The 18104-nt window shown below is 72.4% G+C and carries 18 protein-coding genes; 12 read left to right on the top strand and 6 right to left on the bottom strand.

The genetic code is table 11. The annotated features are described in order from the left end of the window. The first annotated feature begins 1 nt into the window (after position 1). Both dnaJ and AB0I72_RS05910 read left to right on the top strand, forming a co-directional pair. The gene (dnaJ, locus tag AB0I72_RS05915; RefSeq protein ID WP_358563452.1) at positions 2–1141 is read left to right on the top strand and encodes a molecular chaperone DnaJ; all 1140 of its coding nucleotides are present in this window, start codon (positions 2–4) and stop codon (positions 1139–1141) included. Next, a complete protein-coding gene (locus AB0I72_RS05910; RefSeq protein WP_358563450.1) occupies positions 1138–1875 on the top strand; it encodes a 16S rRNA (uracil(1498)-N(3))-methyltransferase in 738 nt (245 codons plus the stop codon). The genes dnaJ and AB0I72_RS05910 overlap by 4 nt, the downstream gene beginning before the upstream one ends. Before the next feature lie 26 nt (positions 1876–1901). On the opposite strand, the gene AB0I72_RS05905 is transcribed toward AB0I72_RS05910, so the two are convergent. Together AB0I72_RS05905 and AB0I72_RS05900 are read right to left on the bottom strand one after the other, a co-directional pair. Continuing rightward, on the bottom strand, positions 1902–2627 hold the full coding sequence (locus tag AB0I72_RS05905) for a hypothetical protein (RefSeq protein ID WP_358563448.1): 726 nt from the start codon (positions 2625–2627) through the stop codon (positions 1902–1904). Then, entirely contained in the window at positions 2624–3154 is a 531-nt protein-coding gene (locus AB0I72_RS05900) for a SigE family RNA polymerase sigma factor (protein ID WP_358563761.1), read from the bottom strand. Before AB0I72_RS05900 ends, AB0I72_RS05905 begins: the two co-directional genes overlap by 4 nt. Before the next feature lie 343 nt (positions 3155–3497). Here AB0I72_RS05900 and AB0I72_RS05895 point away from each other — a divergent pair, with 343 nt between their 5' ends. The 6 genes from AB0I72_RS05895 (at position 3498) to era (ending at position 8495) form a co-directional block, all read left to right on the top strand. After that, entirely contained in the window at positions 3498–3848 is a 351-nt protein-coding gene (locus tag AB0I72_RS05895) for a histidine triad nucleotide-binding protein (RefSeq protein ID WP_358563446.1), read from the top strand. Between the two features lie 209 nt (positions 3849–4057). Continuing rightward, positions 4058–5149 (top strand): PhoH family protein, encoded by a 1092-nt coding sequence (locus tag AB0I72_RS05890; RefSeq protein WP_358563444.1) that lies wholly within the window; start codon positions 4058–4060, stop codon positions 5147–5149. 156 nt (positions 5150–5305) lie between these two features. Next, the gene (ybeY, locus tag AB0I72_RS05885; protein WP_358563442.1) at positions 5306–5794 is read left to right on the top strand and encodes an rRNA maturation RNase YbeY; all 489 of its coding nucleotides are present in this window, start codon (positions 5306–5308) and stop codon (positions 5792–5794) included. Beyond that, a complete protein-coding gene (locus AB0I72_RS05880; protein WP_358563440.1) occupies positions 5791–7176 on the top strand; it encodes a CNNM domain-containing protein in 1386 nt (461 codons plus the stop codon). Before ybeY ends, AB0I72_RS05880 begins: the two co-directional genes overlap by 4 nt. Beyond that, positions 7173–7517: a cytidine deaminase gene (locus tag AB0I72_RS05875; RefSeq protein ID WP_358563438.1), complete on the top strand. Its 345-nt coding sequence runs from the start codon at positions 7173–7175 to the stop codon at positions 7515–7517. Before AB0I72_RS05880 ends, AB0I72_RS05875 begins: the two co-directional genes overlap by 4 nt. 9 nt (positions 7518–7526) lie before the next feature. After that, a complete protein-coding gene (gene era / locus AB0I72_RS05870) occupies positions 7527–8495 on the top strand; it encodes a GTPase Era (protein ID WP_358563436.1) in 969 nt (322 codons plus the stop codon). Positions 8496–8580: 85 nt separating this feature from the next. Here era and AB0I72_RS05865 read toward each other — a convergent pair whose 3' ends face one another. Continuing rightward, positions 8581–9315, bottom strand: a complete 735-nt coding sequence (locus tag AB0I72_RS05865; RefSeq protein WP_358563759.1) for an IclR family transcriptional regulator — start codon at positions 9313–9315, stop codon at positions 8581–8583. Between the two features lie 341 nt (positions 9316–9656). Here AB0I72_RS05865 and AB0I72_RS05860 point away from each other — a divergent pair, with 341 nt between their 5' ends. From AB0I72_RS05860 to AB0I72_RS05845, 4 genes are all read left to right on the top strand, one after another. Further along, a complete protein-coding gene (locus tag AB0I72_RS05860; protein WP_358563434.1) occupies positions 9657–10937 on the top strand; it encodes an aldolase in 1281 nt (426 codons plus the stop codon). Next, positions 10937–12286 carry an allantoinase AllB gene (gene allB / locus AB0I72_RS05855; RefSeq protein WP_358563432.1) on the top strand — a complete coding sequence of 450 codons (1350 nt, stop codon included), beginning with the start codon at positions 10937–10939 and terminating at the stop codon, positions 12284–12286. The genes AB0I72_RS05860 and allB overlap by 1 nt, the downstream gene beginning before the upstream one ends. Positions 12287–12397: 111 nt before the next feature. Further along, positions 12398–12622, top strand: a complete 225-nt coding sequence (locus AB0I72_RS05850; RefSeq protein WP_358563430.1) for a TraY domain-containing protein — start codon at positions 12398–12400, stop codon at positions 12620–12622. Further along, positions 12612–12878 carry a type II toxin-antitoxin system RelE/ParE family toxin gene (locus AB0I72_RS05845; RefSeq protein WP_358563757.1) on the top strand — a complete coding sequence of 89 codons (267 nt, stop codon included), beginning with the start codon at positions 12612–12614 and terminating at the stop codon, positions 12876–12878. The genes AB0I72_RS05850 and AB0I72_RS05845 overlap by 11 nt, the downstream gene beginning before the upstream one ends. Here AB0I72_RS05845 and AB0I72_RS05840 read toward each other — a convergent pair. From AB0I72_RS05840 to AB0I72_RS05830, 3 genes are all read right to left on the bottom strand, one after another. Next, a complete protein-coding gene (locus AB0I72_RS05840; RefSeq protein WP_358563428.1) occupies positions 12826–13092 on the bottom strand; it encodes a type II toxin-antitoxin system VapB family antitoxin in 267 nt (88 codons plus the stop codon). The genes AB0I72_RS05845 and AB0I72_RS05840 overlap by 53 nt on opposite strands. 68 nt (positions 13093–13160) lie before the next feature. After that, a complete protein-coding gene (locus AB0I72_RS05835) occupies positions 13161–14423 on the bottom strand; it encodes a M14 family metallopeptidase (protein WP_358563426.1) in 1263 nt (420 codons plus the stop codon). 274 nt (positions 14424–14697) lie between these two features. Next, a complete protein-coding gene (locus tag AB0I72_RS05830; RefSeq protein WP_358563424.1) occupies positions 14698–18012 on the bottom strand; it encodes a BTAD domain-containing putative transcriptional regulator in 3315 nt (1104 codons plus the stop codon). Between the last annotated feature and the right edge of the window lie 92 nt (positions 18013–18104).

Here is an 18104-nt window from a genome sequence, read left to right as displayed (position 1 = left end):
AGTGGCCAGAGACTATTACCAGGTTCTCGGGGTGCGTCGTGACGCGTCCAAGGACGAGATCAAGAAGGCGTACCGTCGGCTCGCACGCGAGCTGCACCCGGACATCAACCCGGATCCCGCCACCCAGGAGCGCTTCAAGGAGGTGACCCAGGCCTACGAGGTCCTCTCCGACGAGAACAAGCGCCGGATGTTCGACATGGGCCAGGACCCCTTCGCTCCGGCGGGCGGCGGCCCCGGCGGCTTCGGCGGCGCGGGCGGGTTCGCGTTCGACGACATCATGAACGCGTTCTTCGGCGGTGGTCAGCCCGGCGCGCGCGGTCCGCGTGAACGGGTGCGCCGCGGACGCAGCATCAAGATCCGCGTCGAGCTGGACCTGAAGGAGACCGCCTTCGGCGTCAGCAAGGACATCACCTTCCCCACGGCGATCCTGTGCGAGACCTGCCAGGGCGAGGGAACGGCCGCCGGATCGCACCGCAGCACCTGCGACATGTGCCACGGCCAGGGCGAGGTCTCCCAGGTCACCCGCTCCTTCCTCGGGCAGGTCATGACCTCGCGCCCCTGCCCGCAGTGCTCCGGCCAGGGCACGGTCATCACCGACCCCTGCGCCGACTGCGCGGGCGAGGGCCGGGTGCGGGAGAAGGTGACCCGCACGGTCAAGATCCCGGCCGGCGTCGACGACGGCACCCGCATCCAGCTCGCGGGCGAGGGCGAGGTCGGCCCCAACGGCGGACCGCGCGGCGACATCATCCTGGAGATCGTCCAGCGCCCCCACCCCACCTTCGAACGCCGGGGCGACGACCTCCACTGCACGGTGACCGTTCCGATGACGGCCGCCGCACTGGGCGCCTCCTTCGCCTTCGACACCCTCGACGGCACGGAGAACATCGACCTGCGCCCCGGCACCAACTCCGGTCACGTCATCACCCTGCCGAACAAGGGCGTCACCCACCTCGACGGAGGCGGCCGGGGCGACCTGCGCATCCGCGTCGACGTGGAGACCCCCTCCAAGCTCGACGAGGAGCAGGAGGCCCTGCTGCGCAAGTTCGCCGAGCTGCGCGGCGAGGACCAGTCGCCGGGCCGGTTCAGCCCCGGTCACGGCGGACTGTTCGCCAAGCTCCGCGACGCCTTCGGAGCCAAGTGACCCCGCCGGTCTTCCTGGTCGGGACCGCCGACCTGGCGGCCGACCGGATCGAGGTGTCGGGTCCGGAGGGGCGGCACGCGGCCGTCGTGCGCAGGATCCGCGAGGGCGAGACGGTCGACCTGTCCGACGGCCTCGGTCGGCGTGCGCGCTGCACGGTGACCGGGGTCGCCAAGGACGGGATCGTCTGCCAGGTGGTCGACCGCTGGGACGAACCGGAGCCCAGCCCGCGCCTGACCGTCGTCCAGGCCCTGCCCAAGGGCGACCGCGGCGAACTGGCCGTGGAGATGATGACCGAGGCCGGGGTGGACACCGTCGTGCCCTGGGCGGCCGAACGCTGCGTCACCCGCTGGAAGGGCGATCGGGCGGCCAAGGCCCTGGGCAAGTGGCGCGCCACCGCTCGGGAGGCCGCCAAGCAGGCGCGGCGCGGACGGCTGCCGGAGGTGGCCGACCTCGCCGACCGCACGGCCGTGGCGACGCTGCTGGCCGAGACGGACCTCGCCGTCGTCCTGCACGAGGACGGCGCCCGGCGCCTGGCCGACCTCGACCTTCCCCGGGACGACGGGGCCGGGATCGTTCTCGTGGTCGGCCCCGAGGGCGGCTTCTCCGACGCCGAACTCGACGCCTTCGCCGCGGCCGGGGCGGTCCGCGCCCTGCTGGGGCCGACGGTCCTGCGCACCTCCACCGCCGGGGTGGCCGCGCTGTCGGTGCTCCAGACGCGCACCGGGCGCTGGTGAGGGGCGCCCGGTCCGCTGACGGTCGGTCAGTGCACCGTGGACTCCACCGGAGCGGTGGTGGTGTCCCTGCCGCCCGCGCTGTTCCCGGGGGACTCGCCGCCGTTGCCCGTCCCGCCCGAACCGTCCTCCTGGCCCGAGTCGCCCTCACCGCCGCCGTTGCCGCCCGTGCCGCCCCCGGAGTCCTCGTCGGTGGGCTCGTCGTCGGGGGTGACGCACTCGCCCTCGTCAGCGGGGGGCGCTGACGGCTGGGCACCGCCGTCGGAGCTCTCGTCCCCGGCGGGGGAGGCCTCGACCGCCGAGCAGGTCTGCGTGGCCTGGACGTCGTCGGGCGACGAGGACGGCGCTTTCGAGGGTTCCGGGGTGGGCGTCGGCTCGTCCGCGGGCTCCGGCGCAGGCGCCGCCACGCCACCGCCCGCGTCGGGGGCGGGCGCGGTGGTGGCGACATCGTCCTCGGACGGCTCGGCCGCCTGGGGCGCGCCCTCGCGGTCGGCGCCCGCCGGGACGATCTCCAGCACGTGGTCGCGGACCTCGGGGCTGGAGACGACCACGGACGCGGCGATCAGGACCGCTCCCGCCACCGCGAGCGTCGGTCGTAGCCAGGGCAGTCCGAACCACGCCCAGCCGCGCCCGCGTTCGGTCCGCTCGCGGATCAGGTTCAGGGCCTCGGCGGAGGGCTCGACCGCGTCCGCCTCGGATCTCAGGATCGAGCGGAGTCGGTTCTCGAACGCGTCGTTCTCGGATGGACTGGTCATGTCGTCTGCTCCAGGACAGAGCGCAGTGCGGAGATGCCACGGGACGTGTGACTCTTCACCGCGCCCTTGCTGATCCCCATGGCGTCCGCGATCTGCGCCTCGGACAGGTCGCCGTAGTACCGGAGCACGATGGCCTCTCGCTGACGGGTGGGTAGTTTACGCAGGGCCCTGATGACGGCCTCGCGTTCCAACTGACTCATGGCGCCGTGTTCCGCGCTGGGAGCGTCGGGCAGCGCCTTGGGTGCGTGCTTCTCCACGACGGCCCGGTGGCGCAGTACCGACCGCGCCTTGTTCACGACCGCCTGCCGGAGGTAGGACAGGGCCTTGTTGGGATCGCGCAGGCGTCGCCAGGCCGAGTGCATGGCGACGAAGGAGTCCTGCACGACCTCCTCCGCGGTCGCGTGGTCCCGGACGAGCAGCGAGGCGAGACGGACCAGGGGGCGGTAGTGCTCCCGATAGAGTTCGGTCACCGCGTGGTCGGCGTCCCAGGCCACGGCGAGGGGAGCCGTGGTGGCTCCCGCCACCATGGTTTCTGTCGTCACATCAGTTCGACGCACACCCTTGTCGCGGGGTTTACGAAAGGGCATACCTCTTCTTTTCCAAGTAGGGGTGCGTTTCAGGCCGAACACGCAGGAGGTGGACGTCAGCGGAGGAGGCCGACGACCCGCCGCGCACGGGTGCAAAGCCTATCGTGCTTCTCTCAAAGGAGACGCGGTACCAGGGCTTCCGGTCCCGAACCCGGTGGCGTTCGGCCGACCGGACCTGCGGCATCATGGTGACCGGACAATCCGAGACGGCCGCTCCGGCAGCCCGCCGTGCGGGCCCGTGGGCGGGAACAACCGGGCGACAGTCCCCCGACGGAGGTACGCGATGGCCGAGGCCGACTGCCTTTTCTGCAAGATCGTGCGGGGGGAGGTGCCCGCCGAGATCGTCCGCGAGGGGAAGCGCACCGTCGCCTTCCGCGACATCAACCCCCAGGCGCCCACCCACGTGCTGATCGTCCCGCGCGACCACCACCCGGACGCCGCGACCGCGGCCGCCGCCGGGACGGGGCTGTTGGACGAGATCGCGCTGGAGGCCCGTGAGGTGGCCGAGGCGGAGGGCGTGGCCGAGTCGGGGTACCGGCTGGTGTTCAACACCGGGAGCGGCGCCGGACAGACGGTGTTCCACCTGCACGGGCACCTGCTGGGCGGGCGCGGGCTGAACTGGCCTCCCGGGTAGGGGCGCGGTGCCCCGGGCGGTCGAAAAAGCGATCGAGCCGGGCGGGGGCGCGTTGGTAGACTCAAGGCGTGGTCCCAGGGACCGGTGAGCCGCCGGAGGCGCCGGTCCAGGGACGGGCCCGGTACCGGATCGGGTGCCGGAGGCGGCGCACCCCGCCGGAGAGGGCGGGGTCGGAACGAAGGGTGGGGCAGGGGCCGCAAGGCCACGTCATGGCCGAGACAACGCACACGCAACCGCGACAGGACACGCAGGTCAAGGTCGTGGTCCCGGACGAGCACACCATGGTCGGCCTGCTGGGCTCGGGGGACGAACTCCTCCGGGCGCTGGAGCGGGCGTTCGAGAGCGACATCCACGTCCGCGGCAACGAGTTCACGATCAGCGGCAGCCCCGAGGAGACCGCGGTCGTGGTCCGCCTCGTCGAGGAGCTCATCGAACTCGCCAAGAGCGGTACCCACGTCACCCCCGACACCATCGAGCGCATGATCCACATGCTGCGCACGCCCGGCACCGAACGCCCCGCCGACGTGCTCACGACCAACATCCTGTCCAACCGGGGCAGGACCATCCGCCCCAAGACCGTCAACCAGAAGCGGTACGTCGACATCATCGACCGGCACACGGTCGTGTTCGGCATCGGACCGGCGGGAACCGGCAAGACCTACCTGGCGATGGCCAAGGCGGTCAAGGCCCTCCAGGACAAGGAGGTCAACCGGATCATCCTCACCCGCCCGGCGGTCGAGGCGGGCGAGCGGCTGGGGTTCCTGCCGGGCACCCTCTACGAGAAGATCGACCCGTACCTGCGGCCGCTGTACGACGCGCTGCACGACATGCTCGACCCCGACTCGATCCCCAAGCTGATGTCGGCCGGGACGATCGAGGTCGCGCCCCTGGCGTACATGCGGGGTAGAACGATCAATGACTCCTTCATCATCCTGGACGAGGCCCAGAACACCTCGCCCGAGCAGATGAAGATGTTCCTCACGCGGCTCGGCTTCGGGTCGAAGATCGTCGTGACCGGCGACGTCACCCAGGTCGACCTCCCCGGTGGGCAGACCAGCGGCCTGCGCACCATCGAGAACATCCTGCGTGACATCGACGACATCGCCTTCGTCCGCCTGTCCAGCGAGGACGTGGTCCGCCACCGGCTCGTCGGACAGATCGTGGACGCCTACGGCCGCTACGACGCCACCCAGGCCGGTCGGTCGGGCGCCAACGGCGGGCGCCCCCGTCGGCCGGGGCCCCGACGGAGCTCCACCGACACCCCGACCGACGCCGGGGCGGGGAGCGGCCGCGCCGAATAGCGGGCAGACTGGAGTAGTACGACGTCCGAGCTGATGGGCCCGCCGTGGTGCGGGCCCATCGGCGTCGGACGTCCCGGCGCGGACGCGAGGGCGACGCGCCGCCGGGCGGCCACCCCGCTCGGCCATGACGATTCCCAAGTGAGGCAGCCGCAACCGATGAGTATCGACGTCGCCAACGAGTCGGGCGTCACCACCGTGGACGAGGAGCGACTCTCCCGCCTGGCTCGGCACGTGCTCGACGCCATGCGCGTCCACCCGCTGGCCGAGCTGTCCGTCGTGCTGGTGGACGAGGAGCCGATGACGGACCTGCACGTGCGGTGGATGGACGAGCCCGGTCCCACCGACGTCCTCTCCTTCCCGATGGACGAGCTGCGTCCCGGGGGCCCCGGCCGCACCAGCGAGCCGGGCGTCCTCGGTGACGTGATCATCTGCCCCCAGGTCGCCGAGCGCCAGGCCCGCACGGCGGGGCACTCGACCGAGGCCGAGATCGACCTGCTGTGCACGCACGGCATCCTGCACCTGCTGGGCTACGACCACGCCGAGCCCGACGAGCACAAGGAGATGTTCGGTCTCCAGGCCGAGATCCTCTCCGCCTGGCGTGAGCGGGAGGCGATCGCGTCCGGGGGAGACGAGAGCGACCGATGAACGCCGCGTCGACCACGGAGCCGTGGGCCGCGGGCGACCCCGTCCTGTGGGCGGGCGCGTTCGCCGCCGCCCTGCTGCTGACGGCCGTGGCCGGGTTCCTCGCCGCCGCCGAGGTGGCGGTCACCCGGGTGGCCTCCGTGGGGCTGCCCGAGACGTCCGGTGAGCGGGGCGCCGCCCCCGGGTGGGCGCGCGTGGCCGCCGACCCCGGCCGCCACCTGAACGTCCTGCTGTTCCTGCGTGTGGTCACCGAGGTGTGCGTGGTGCTGGCCACCGCGTCGGGCATGGTGGTCCTGCTGGGGCCGGGCTGGCCCGCGCTGGTCCTGACCCTGGTCGTGCTGGTCGTGGTCGAGTCGGTGTTCGTCGCGATCGCGCCGCGCATCCTCGGCCGCCAGTTCGCCGGGCCGATCGCGTTGGCGAGCGCGGCCGTCGTGCGGCCCCTCCAGTTCGCGGTGGGACCGGTCGCCCAGCTCCTGGTGGGGTTGGGCCGAGCGCTCACCCCTCGGGAGAAGGGGGACCGCGAGGGCCCGTTCAGCACCGAGGTGGAACTGCGCCAGCTCGTGGACCTGGCCGAGCGGGGCGAGGTGATCGACCCCGAGGAACGCCAGATGATCCACTCGGTGTTCAAGCTCGACGACACCTCGGTGCGCGAGGTCATGGTGCCGCGGCCCGACATCGTGTTCACCAACCGGGACGCGGACGCCGACGCGGTGCTGTCGCTGGCGCTGGCCAGCGGCTACTCGCGGATCCCGGTGACGGGTGAGGACGAGGACGACGTGGTCGGCATCGTCTACCTCAAGGACCTCGTGGAGCGGTTGCGCGACCGCTGGTCGGCGACCGCGGGCGGGGGCGTGGAGCCGCCGATGACCGCCGCGGACGTGATGCGTTCGGCCACCTACGTCCCCGACACCAAGCCGATCGACGAACTCCTGCGCGAGATGCAGCAGCAGCGCAACCACGTCGCCGTGGCCATCGACGAGTACGGCGGCACGGCGGGCCTGGTGACGCTGGAGGACATCGTGGAGGAGATCGTCGGGGAGATCACCGACGAGTACGACCACGAGATCCCGCCGGTGCAGTGGCTCGACGACTCGCGGGTGCGGGTGACCGCCCGCCTGCCGCTGGGGGAGCTCGCCGAGCTCTTCCCCGACCTGGACCTGGACGCTCCGGAGGTGGAGACCGTCGGCGGTCTGGTCGCGTACGTGCTGGGCCGGGTCCCCGCGGGTGGTGCGCAGGCGCAATACGCTGGTCTCAGACTCACCCTGGAGGGTCGGGGCGGTCGCCGGAACCGTCTGACCACGGCCCTGGTGGAGCGCCTGCCGGACGATGACGGGGCGCCCGGGGGCCAGGGGAAGAACGAGGACGTAAGGAGCACGGAGCAGTGACGGACACGACGGGGCTGGGCCCCGAGGACGGCAAGCTCATCACCCTCGCTCGGGCCTCCCGGGCCCGGAACGCGGCGGCCGAGGGCGCGGCGGTACGCGACGAGACCGGGCGCACCTACGTCGCCACGACGGTGTCGCTGCCCTCGCTCCGGCTCACCGCGTTGCAGGCGGCCGTCGCCGCGGCCGTGTCCAGCGAGGCCTCCGCCCTGGAGGCGGCGGTGGTGGTGACCGAGGCCAAGGAACTGAACGAGGACGACCGCGCGGTCGCGGACGACCTGAAGACCCAGGTGGTGGTGATCGCCGCCCCCGACGGGGTGCCCGCGAGCATCACCCGGCGCTGAGAAGGAAAGATGAACGACCTCGACCTGGAGAAGCTGCGGCTTCCGCTGCCCCCGCCCTCCCATCCGGAGGGCTACCGCAGCGGGTTCGCCTGCTTCGTCGGCCGTCCCAACGTGGGCAAGTCCACGCTGATGAACGCGCTGGTCGGCCAGAAGGTGGCGATCACCAGCAACCGGCCGCAGACGACCCGGCGGACGGTGCGCGGGATCGTCCACCGGCCCGACGCGCAGCTGATCATCGTGGACACGCCCGGTCTGCACAAGCCCCGCACGCTGCTCGGGGAGCGGCTGGACTCGTTGGTGCGGTCCACCCTGGTCGAGGTGGACGTGATCGCGTTCTGTCTGCCCGCCAACGAGCCGATCGGCCGGGGCGACACCTACATCGCCAAGGAGTTGGCGGAGCAGACCAACACGCCGGTGGTCGCCCTGGTCACCAAGACCGACCTGGCCGACCGGGCGGCCGTCGGGGAGCAGTTGCTGGCGGTGCAGGAGCTGGGCGACTGGGCGGACATCGTCCCGGTGTCGGCCGAGGGCGGCTTCCAACTCGACACGGTGACCGACGTGCTGTGCTCGCACCTGCCCGAGGGGCCGCCGCTCTACCCGGACGGCGACCTGACGGACGAGCCCGACGAGATGCTCGTGGCGGAGCTGGTGCGCGAGGCCGCGCTGGAGGGTGTGCGCGACGAGCTGCCGCACTCGATCGCGGTGGTCGTGGACGAGATGACCGAGCGGGAGAACACCAGGCCGGGCAAGGAGCTGGTGGACATCTACGCCTCGCTGTACGTGGAGCGCTCCAGCCAGAAGGCGATCGTCATCGGGTCGAAGGGGTCGCGGCTGCGCGACGTCGGTTCGCGGGCGCGCAAGCAGATCGAGGGGCTGTTGGGGCGGCGGGTCTTCCTGGACCTGCGCGTGCGGGTGGCCAAGGACTGGCAGCGCGATCCCAAGCAGCTGCGGAAGCTGGGCTTCGACCAGCCGACGTAGCCTTCCTGGGCGCGGCGCGGGCCCGGAAACGGCAGGGCGGGCCGTGACCCTTCCGGGTCACGGCCCGCCCTGCGTTCGGGGAGGGTCAGGTCTGGTGGTTGAGGTCGGAGGCCAGGGTGCGGGCGGCCTCCTGGACCAGCGGGGCGGCCCGCTCGACGAACTCCCAGGTCACGCGACGGTCCGGGCCCGAGACGGACACGGCCATCCGGGAGGGCGCGCCCTCCACGGGAACCGCCACGCAGCGCACGCCGATCTCCTGCTCGCCGTCGTCGATGGCGAAGCCGCGTTCGCGGATGCGCTGGAGTTCGGCGGCGAACTCCTCGGGGCTGGTGATGGTCCGGTCGGTGGCCGCGGGCATGCCGGTGCGGCGCACGGTCGCCAGCGCCTCCTCGTCGCTCAGCTGCGACAGCAGGGCCTTGCCGACCCCGGCCGAGTGCGGCAGGACGCGTCGGCCGACCTCGGTGAACATGCGCATGGCGTGCGGCGAGGGCACCTGCGCCACGTAGATGACCTTGTCGCCGTCGAGCATCGCCAGGTTGGCGGTCTCGCCCAGGACCTCGACCAGGTGGGCGAGGTGGGGGCGGGCCCAGGTGCCGAGCATCTGGGAGGCCTTGTCGCCCAGGCCGATGAGCCGGGGGCCGAGGGCGTAGCGGCGCGAGGGCAGCTGTCGTACGTACCCGTTGCCGACCAGCGTCCGGATGATCCGGTGGATGGTGGGCAGCGGCAGCTGGGACGACTCGGCGAGCTGGCTGAGGGAGGTCTCACCGCCCGCCTCCGCCATGATCTCCAGCAGGGCGAAGGCCCGTTCGAGGGACTGCACCCCACCGGAACGACCGCGCCTACTGGTCTCCTCAGGTAGGGGCGGGGTGTCGGTCTGGGTGGTCTGCGAGGCTGACAACGGTCATGCTCCCCTGTGAAGGCCGCTTGAGGTCACGGTCTTTATTCTGCGATACGAAAAATACTTCCCATCTCTGAGTCCTCTATAGCACGGCGTGGTCACGTAGCGCTGCCCCAAGCGCCACGGGTCGGGGCGATCGGGGGCACTCCCGACACCGCTGAACTCTTGTTATTCCGAATCGTAGAAGTTAACATCCGCATATAGGAATTCTGGTGGGCCTTCCCTCGGGAGGCCGAACCACCCCTACGGAGAGGAACCGCAACGTGACAGCGGAGGACCCCCTGTCCCTCGACGAGCTCACCACGGCGTTGGACGCTCGTCTGGCCGACGCCGACGCGCGCCTGGCCCGTGAGTACCCCGGCGCCAACACCGCGCGCCAGCCGGTGCACACCGTCTACGTTCCCGCTGACCGGATCCGCCCCGGCCTGGCCGCCGACTGGGGGCGCGAGGCCCTGGACGCCCTCGACGAGTTCGCCCCGAAGGCCGCCGACCTCGCCGAGGTCACCGGACTGGGCGAGTCCGCCGTCGCCGAGGCGCTGCCGCGCGTGCGCGCCAAACTCACCCGCGAGCCGATCGAGGACCTGCGCGCCGACCTGGAGGACGGCTACGGGAACCGCGGTGACGAGGCCGAGGACGCCGACGTGACCTCCGCGGCCGGAGCCTTCTGCGCCGACCTCGCCGCGGGCACCGCCACCCCCTACTTCGGCATCCGGATGAAGGGCATGGAGGCCGCCGGACGGCACCGCGGCGTCCGCAGCCTCACCCTGTTCCTCCAGACCCTCCTGGAGCGCCACGGCTCCCTGCCGGACAACCTCGTCCTCACCCTCCCCAAGATCACCTCCGTCGAGCAGGTCGAGGCCATGGCCTGGGTCTGCGACCGGCTGGAGCGGCGGTTCGGCCTGCCCGAGGGCCGCCTGCGGTTCGAGCTCCAGATCGAGACCCCCCAGTCGATCCTGCTCCAGGACGGCACCGTCGCCGTGGCCCGGATGATCGGTGCGAGCCAGGGCCGCGCGAGCGCCCTGCACTACGGCACCTACGACTACAGCGCGGCCTGCGGGATCACCGCCGCCTACCAGAGCCTGGCCCACCCGGTCGCCGACCACGCCAAGGCCGTCATGCAGGTCGCCGCCGCCGGGACCGGCGTGTGGCTCTCCGACGGGGGCAGCAACGTCCTGCCCGTGGGCGGGCGCGCCGACGTCCACGAGGCCTGGCGGCTGCACGCCGGGCTGGTCCGGCGCTCCCTGGAACGCGGGTACTACCAGGGCTGGGACATGCACCCGGGCCACCTGCCCATGCGGTTCCTGACGGTCTACGCCTTCTACCGGGAGGCGTTCGCCCCCGCCGCGGCCCGCCTGAAGGCCTACTTCGGCGCCGTGGCCGGCGGCGTCATGGACGAGCCCGCCACCGCGCAGGCGTTGGCGTCGGCCCTGGTCAACGGGTTGCGCTGCGGCGCGCTCGACGAGGCCGAGGTCCAGGAGCACACCGGGACGGACACGGCCACCCTGCTGGGCCTGGCCACCCGCCGAGTCGGACAGGAGCAGTGATGACCACCCACGACCTCGTTCTGCGCGCCCGGCGCGCCGTCACCCCCGAGGGCGAGCGGCCGGTGACCGTCGCCGTCACCGACGGCCGGATCGCCGCCGTCCTGCCGGGCGCGGACGCCCCCGCCAGCGCCGCCAGGGAGATCGTCCTGGCCGACGACGAGGTGCTGCTGCCGGGCCTGGTCGACTCCCACGTGCACGTCAACGAGCCCGGCCGCACCGAGTGGGAGGGCTTCGCCAGCGCCACGCGTGCCGCCGCGCTGGGCGGTGTCACCACGATCGTCGACATGCCGCTCAACAGCGTGCCCCCGACCACCACCGTGGACGGCCTGAACGTCAAGCGCTCCGTGGCGCGCGACCAGGTCGCCGTCGACGTCGGGTTCTGGGGCGGAGCCGTGCCCGAGAACAGCACCCCCGGGACCACCGAGGAGCTGCGGGCGCTGCACGAGCGGGGCGTGTACGGGTTCAAGGCGTTCCTGTCGCCGTCCGGCGTGGACGAGTTCGGCCACCTGTCGCCCGACCAGCTGCGCACGGCGGCGGAGGCGATCGGCGAGTTCGGCGGTCAGATCATCGTGCACGCCGAGGACCCCTCGGTCCTGGACGAGGCGCCCGCCGCGTCGGGTCGCGAGTACGCGGCCTTCCTGGCCTCGCGCCCGGACGAGGCCGAGCACGAGGCGATCGCGCTGGTCATCGAGACCGCGCGCCGGACCGGGACCCGGGCGCACATCCTGCACCTGTCAAGCGCCTCGGCGCTGCCGCTGATCGCCCAGGCCCGGGCGGACGGCGTGCCGCTGACCGTGGAGACGTGCCCGCACTACCTGACGCTGGAGGCGGAGGCGATCCCCGCCGGGGCCACCCAGTTCAAGTGCTGCCCGCCGATCCGCGGCCACGCCAACCGCGACCTGCTGTGGCGGGCGCTGGCGGACGGCCTCGTCGACTGCGTGGTCAGCGACCACTCGCCGAGCACGCCGGACCTGAAGGACCTGGACACGGGGGACTTCGGGACGGCCTGGGGCGGGGTGTCCGGGCTCCAGGTGGGCTTCAGCGCGATGTGGACCGAGGCGCGTCGGCGCGGGGTGCCGCTGGTGGACGTCGTGCGGTGGATGTCCTCGGGCCCGGCGCGCGTCGCCGGGGTCGAAGGCAAGGGGTCGATCGTCGAGGGAGGCGACGCGGACTTCGCGATCGTGGCCCCTGAGGAGGCGCTGCACGTGGTCGCGCGCGACCTGCAGCACAAGAACCCGGTGAGCGCCTACGACGGCGCCGACCTGGTGGGCCGGGTGCGCCGCACGATCCTGCGCGGTGCGGACGTCGACCTGAAGGCCCCCGCCGGCCGGCTGCTGACCCGGAGCTGAGGCCCCTGTCTCCACGGCCCCGGCGCGCGATCGCGCGCCGGGACTTCACGTGTGTTCGGGGTCTCAATCTTCCTGGCTGTGCTATCAGTGGAGCGACCAGGGAGGTTCACCATGTTGGCACTGCGACTTCCGGCGGAGATCGAGGAGAGACTCGAAGCCCTGGCCAGGAAGACCGGCAGGTCGAAGAGCTTCTACGCCCGAGAGGCGATCGTCGCTCACCTGGATGAGCTTGAGGAGATCCACCTCGCTGAGAGCAGACTTGAGGACCTGCGAGCGGGGCGGAGCGGCACGACGCCGCTCTCGGACGTGATGGACGAATACGCTCCTGAGAGTTAAATTCCACGATGACGCCAAGCGTGAACCGCGCAAGCTGGACGGACAGGCCGCGCGAAGAGTCCTCCGGTTCCTGGACGACCGGATCTCGGGCTCGGAGGATCCGCGGGCGCTCGGAGACGCTCTGAAGGGCAACCGACTGGGTGACCTCTGGCGCTATCGGGTCGGGGACTACCGGATCATCGCCGACCTTCAGGACGGGATCGTCACGGTTCTCGTCCTTCACGTGGGTCACCGCCGGGAGGTGTACCGGGGCTGACCACATGGGCGCCTGTTCGTAGGGCGGACAGCCGTCGGGCGCATTCGGCCGCCTCCCGAAGTGCGGCGTTGACCGTCTCCTCGGGGGTCGAGGTGCCCAGGATGGCGGCGGCTTTGGCCAGTGCCCCGTCATCGATGTCGGTCAGGGGCATGCTCATGGTGACCTCCTGGTGTTCGATCTCTGAACACCCTGGAGGCGTGAGGGTGATGCTCACCGAGGAATCCACGGGCTGGTGGCCCCGGCGCGCGATCGCGCGCCGGGGCCACCTTGCCGTCGAGCGGATCAGCCGCAGTAGGCGTCCTCCTCGCCGATGATGCGGTACGGGCAGTCGGCGTAGTCGAGCAGGCGCAGGACCGCCTCCCGGTTGCGCGAGGTCTCCCGCTCGATCACCGAGGACGGCGGGTAGAAGCCGCCGCCCCAGTAGCTGCTCGGGTACAGCTCATAGGTGAAGTTGACGATCCGCTGGTCGCCCCACAGCCAGTCGTTGATCGTCCCGTCCGTCACGTACAGGTCGCTGGACTGCTGGGGCGTGTACCCGTTGGCCTGGGCCATGTACGTGCCCAGGGCCTCGTGGGTGTCGTACTCGTCGCGGTTCATCCCGTTCGTGACCTCGTCGTAGGTGTAGCCGAACGGCCACAGGATGAGCTCGCTGTAGGTGTGGAAGTCGATCGCGGACGTGATCTGCTGCTCGCCGCCCACCACCCGGCTCCGCACGAAGTCGGCGACCTGCGAGACCTCGGGTGCGGACTCGGGGTAGGCGCCCCGGTAGGTGCTGCTCGACGTGCTGCCCGACGAGCCGCCGCAGCAGCCCCAGTTGTAGTCCCAGTTGCGGTTGAGGTCGGTGCCGACGTAGGACGAACCCCGGTTGGGCTGCCGGTTCTTGCGCCAGTACCGCCACGACGAGCCCGCCATGTCGTACTCGGCCCCGTCGGGGTTGACGTTGGGCAGGATCCAGATCTCCCGGTCGTTCACCAGGTCGGTGATCCGTGCGTCGGACCCGTACTCGCCGGTGAGCAGCTCCATCAGGTAGACGGCCATCTCGACCGTCAGGTGCTCGCGGGCGTGCTGCGAGTGCGTGAACAGGACCTCGGGCTCGTTCTCGTCGGCGCCGACGTTGTCGCTGATCTTGATCGCGATCAGCTCACGCCCCTGGTAGGAGTACCCGTACACCGACTGGGCGGCGATGCCCGGGTTCTCGGCGGTCACCCGGTCCACGACGTCCCTCAGCTCCGAGTACGTGGTGTACCCGTTGTCGGGGGCGAGCTGGGTGGTGGGCGGGTTGAACTCGGTGACCTCGTATCCGAGGTCGTCGATGGCCTGGGCGGTCTCGGCCGTCGCGGTGACGAGCACCGAGTCGGCGCTGACGTCGTCGATCGCCGCGCCGGTCGAGGCGATCTCGGTCCGTTCCTGAGCCGTCGACACACCGCTGACCTCGTACAGGGCGGGGTCGTCGGCGGTCTCGGCGCTGGCGGGGCTGAGCAGCCCGAGGAACAGCGCTCCGGCGGCGAGGGGGGCGAGGATTCTTCGGGGGGTGGGGGAACGCATGACACGGCCTCCGTGGAGCGGGGGGTGAGGCGTCGGACATTTGGCGTCATTGCTAAGGAATGTCGTAAATCCTGTCAATCCGTCTAACGCAGCGTGTCCGTCGTGACGAGACGCCTGGTTTGACCCCTTGGGCAGGTGGGGCCCGCTTCCCCGCGCCGTGGACGCGCACACGCCGTGGCCGGATGTGGCCACGGCGTGCACGGTGCGCACACCCCGTACCGGAGCGCACACGGCGCGTCGACCGCCCGCGCGCGGTGGTCGGTCGTCGTCCGGATCAGCCCACGGGGATGTCGGCCAGCGCCCAGCCGATCGCCGCCTCGGTCCCGGCCGCGTGGCCCCGCGCGAACTCCTGGTCCGCCCTGGCGGTGCCGATCGACCCGTTGAGGGCCCGGGTGAGGCGGTCGACGTCGAACCGGTCACCGGGCGGCAGCGGCACCCCGACGTCCTCGCGGGTGCGCGCGGCCGCGCCCAGGAGCCGTGCGGCGAGCGTGCCGTCCCCCTCGACGGCGGCCACGCCCGCGAGCCCCTCCAGGGACAGGGCCACGGCGCGGGGGTCGTCGCTCTGGCGGGCGAAGTCCAGCCCCTCGGTGTGCCGCTCCCGCGCGGCGCGCGCGTCCCCGCGCATCTCGGCGCAGAACCCCAGCTCGGCCAGGGTGAAGGCCAGACCCGGCCGGTAGCCGTCCTCCCTGTGGCCGGCCAGGACCACGGAGTAGAGCTCCTCCGCCTCCCCGACACGCCCGCGTCGTCGCGCGCTCAGGCCCAGACCCGCACGGGCGAACCGCGCCCGATCCGGCAGGCCCTGCTCGGTGGCCACGGCGATGGCACGGCGGTTGGCCTCGTCCGACGCGTCGAGGTCCCCGTTGAGCAGGTGGACCCGCGCGAGCCGGGTGTGCTCCTCGACCACCGACGGCCACAGTCCGATCCGCTCCGCCTGCTCCAGCGCGTCGCCGTGCAGCCGCGCCGCCTCCGCGTAGTCGCCCTCGATCCCGGCCAGCACGCCGAGCAGGTTGCCCGCGCGGACCAGCCCCCAGGGCTCTCCCAGCTCCTCGAACACCGCCAGGCTCTCCCGCCCGTCGCGCCCGGCCTCGGCCAGTTCGCTGCGCCGCAGCGCCCGCCAACCGCGCATGTGCAGGACGAAGGCCCGCCACCACCGGTCCGACCGGGCCTCGAACACCGCCAGGGCCTCCTCCAACTGCTCGTCCGGCAGTTCCACGCGCGCCCCCTCCAGCTCCGCCGTGCGCGTCATGAAGACCAGGAGCGCGCGTGCCCGGGCGAGCGCGGCGGGGTCCGGCAGTCGTGCGGCCAGGTCGATCGCGGCCCGCGCCGTCTCCACCGCCTCCAGACTGGGAGTGTCCGCGAAGGACAGGGCGGCGTGCCAGAGCAGTCCGGCGGCGCGTTCGGCGTCGGTCGACCCGCCCGGGGCGGCCAGGGCCAGCGACAGCAGCCGGTGGCCCTCCCGGTAACGGCCGCGCAGGTACCAGTACCAGCCGAGGGAACCGGTGATGCGCAGCGCCAATCCGGACTCCCCCTGGGCGGCGGCCCACTCCACGGACGTGCGCAGGTTCGCCGTCTCGTGGTCCAGCCACTCCAGGCAGCGACCCTGCTCGCGGTCGGAGCCGAAGAGCCGGGGCTCGAACTGCGCGGACTCCTCGGCCAGGTACGCGGCCAGCGCGTGGACGGCGGCGGTCTCCTCACCCGCCTCGACCAGACGCTCCCGCGCGAAGGCCCGGATGGTCTCCAGGAGCCGGTACCGGGTACCCCACGGGTCCTGCTCGACCACCACCAGGGACCGGTCCACGAGCGAGGCGAGCAGCCCGGCCACGGCCGGAGTCGGGATGGCGCGCGCCCCCTCCGGGGCGAGTCCGGCGATCGCCTCCGCCTTGTCCAGCCAGAACGGCCCGGCGTGCACCGACAGGCGGCGCAGGACGGCCCGTTCGTCGTCGCCGAGCGGCTGCCAGCTCCAGTCCACGAGGGCGTGCAGGGTGCGCTGGCGTGCGTGCAGGCCCGACCCGCCGCTGCCCAGGACCTGGAAGCGGTGGTCCAGACGGGCGGCCAGCTCGTGCACGCCGAGGGAGCGCACGCGCGCCGCGGCCAGCTCCAGGGCCAGCGGCAGACCGTCCAGGTGGCGGCAGATCGCGGCGACGGCGTCCGCGTTGTCCGCGTCCACGGCGAACCCGGGCAGGGACGCGGTCACGCGCTGGACGAACAGTTCGACCGCCGTCGACGCGGACAGGGCCTCGGGGGTGGCCTCCCTTGGCAGGTCGAGGGGCCGGACCTGGTGGAGGCGCTCGCCGGGAACGCCCAGGGGTTCGCGGCTGGTGGCCAGGATCCGCAGGTCGGGGGCCGAGCGCAGTAGCTGGGTCACCAGTGCGGCGACGGGACCGGCCACGTGCTCGCAGTTGTCGAGGACGAGCAGACCGGTGCCCAGGCACTGGCCGAGGCGGGACGCCGAGGAGCGCTGGCCGGGGGAGCAGCCCTCGTCGGACAGGCCCACGACGGTCGCGATGTCCTCGGCGACGCTCTCCGGCGTGGTGGTGTCGGCGTCCCGACCGGCGAGTTCGACGAACCACACGGCGGAGGAGGGCGGGGGAGCGGGGCGCACCGAGGCGAGCGCGAGCGTCGTCTTGCCGACCCCGCCCGTCCCGACGAGAGTGACCAGGCGGAACCGCTCGACGTCGCCGCGCACCCGGGTCACGGACTCCTCCCGGCCGATGACCTCGGTCAGCGGGGCGGGAACGTTCCCCGTCAGCCGGGGCGGCGCCGCGACCGCGGCGCGTTCGCCCCTCGGCTCGACCGGTGCTGGGCGCGCGGTCGGCTCCTCGCCGGTCCGCCCGTCCCCGGGACGGGCGAGTGCGGGGCTCTGGGCGAGGATGTCCTGGTGCAGCCGGACCAGTTCCGGGCCGGGATCCACGCCCACCTCCTCGGCCAGCAGGTCGCGGATCCGCCGGTAGCTCTCCAGGGCGTCGGACTGGCGCCCGGCCCGGTACAGGGCCAGCATGTGGGCGGCGCGCAGGCGTTCGCGCAGGGGCTCGCGGTTCACCAGGTCGTCGAGCTCCGCGACCAGGGCGGCGTCCTCGCCGAGGTCGAGCCGGGCCCGGATCCGGTCCTCCACGGCCGACAGCCGCAACTCCTCCCACCGGGCGATGCCGGGTCGGGCGAAGGGGGCGTCCGCGTGGTCGGCCAGGGCTGGGCCGCGCCACAGCTCCAGCGCCCGGCCGAGGACGTCCGCCGCCTCCTCGGGAGCGGCTCCGCGCGCCCGCCCGGTCAGTTCCTCGAACCGCGCGGCGTCCAGCCGCTCGGCATCGACCCGCAGCCGATAGCCGGACGGCCCGGACTCCACGCGGGCCCGGTACCCGGCCTCGGCCGCATCCAGGGCGCGCCGCAGCCGCGACACCGCGGTCTGGAGGGCGGCGGTCGGGTCGGGCGGCGGATCCTCCCACAGGTCCACGCTCAGCCGGTCGGCGGAGACCCAGGCTCCCCGGTGGATGAGCAGGTGGGCCAGGAGGGCGCGAACCTTGGCGCCGGGAACGGTGACGGGAGCGCCGTCGTCGGTCCATACCGCGAGCTGTCCCAACACGCCGAATCGCATACGAGGCAGCCTATCCGGACGAGGCGGTCGGGTCGGGCGACCGCGCTGTCCGCGGGCGGACAGCCGACGGCAAGGGGACGGTGAGCGCTCCT

This window comes from Nocardiopsis sp. NPDC049922 (assembly GCF_040660275.1).
Classification (GTDB): Bacteria; Actinomycetota; Actinomycetes; order Streptosporangiales; family Streptosporangiaceae; genus Nocardiopsis.
The sequence above is the reverse complement of the archived record's forward strand: the minus strand, read 5'-3'. Positions and strand labels throughout refer to the sequence as shown.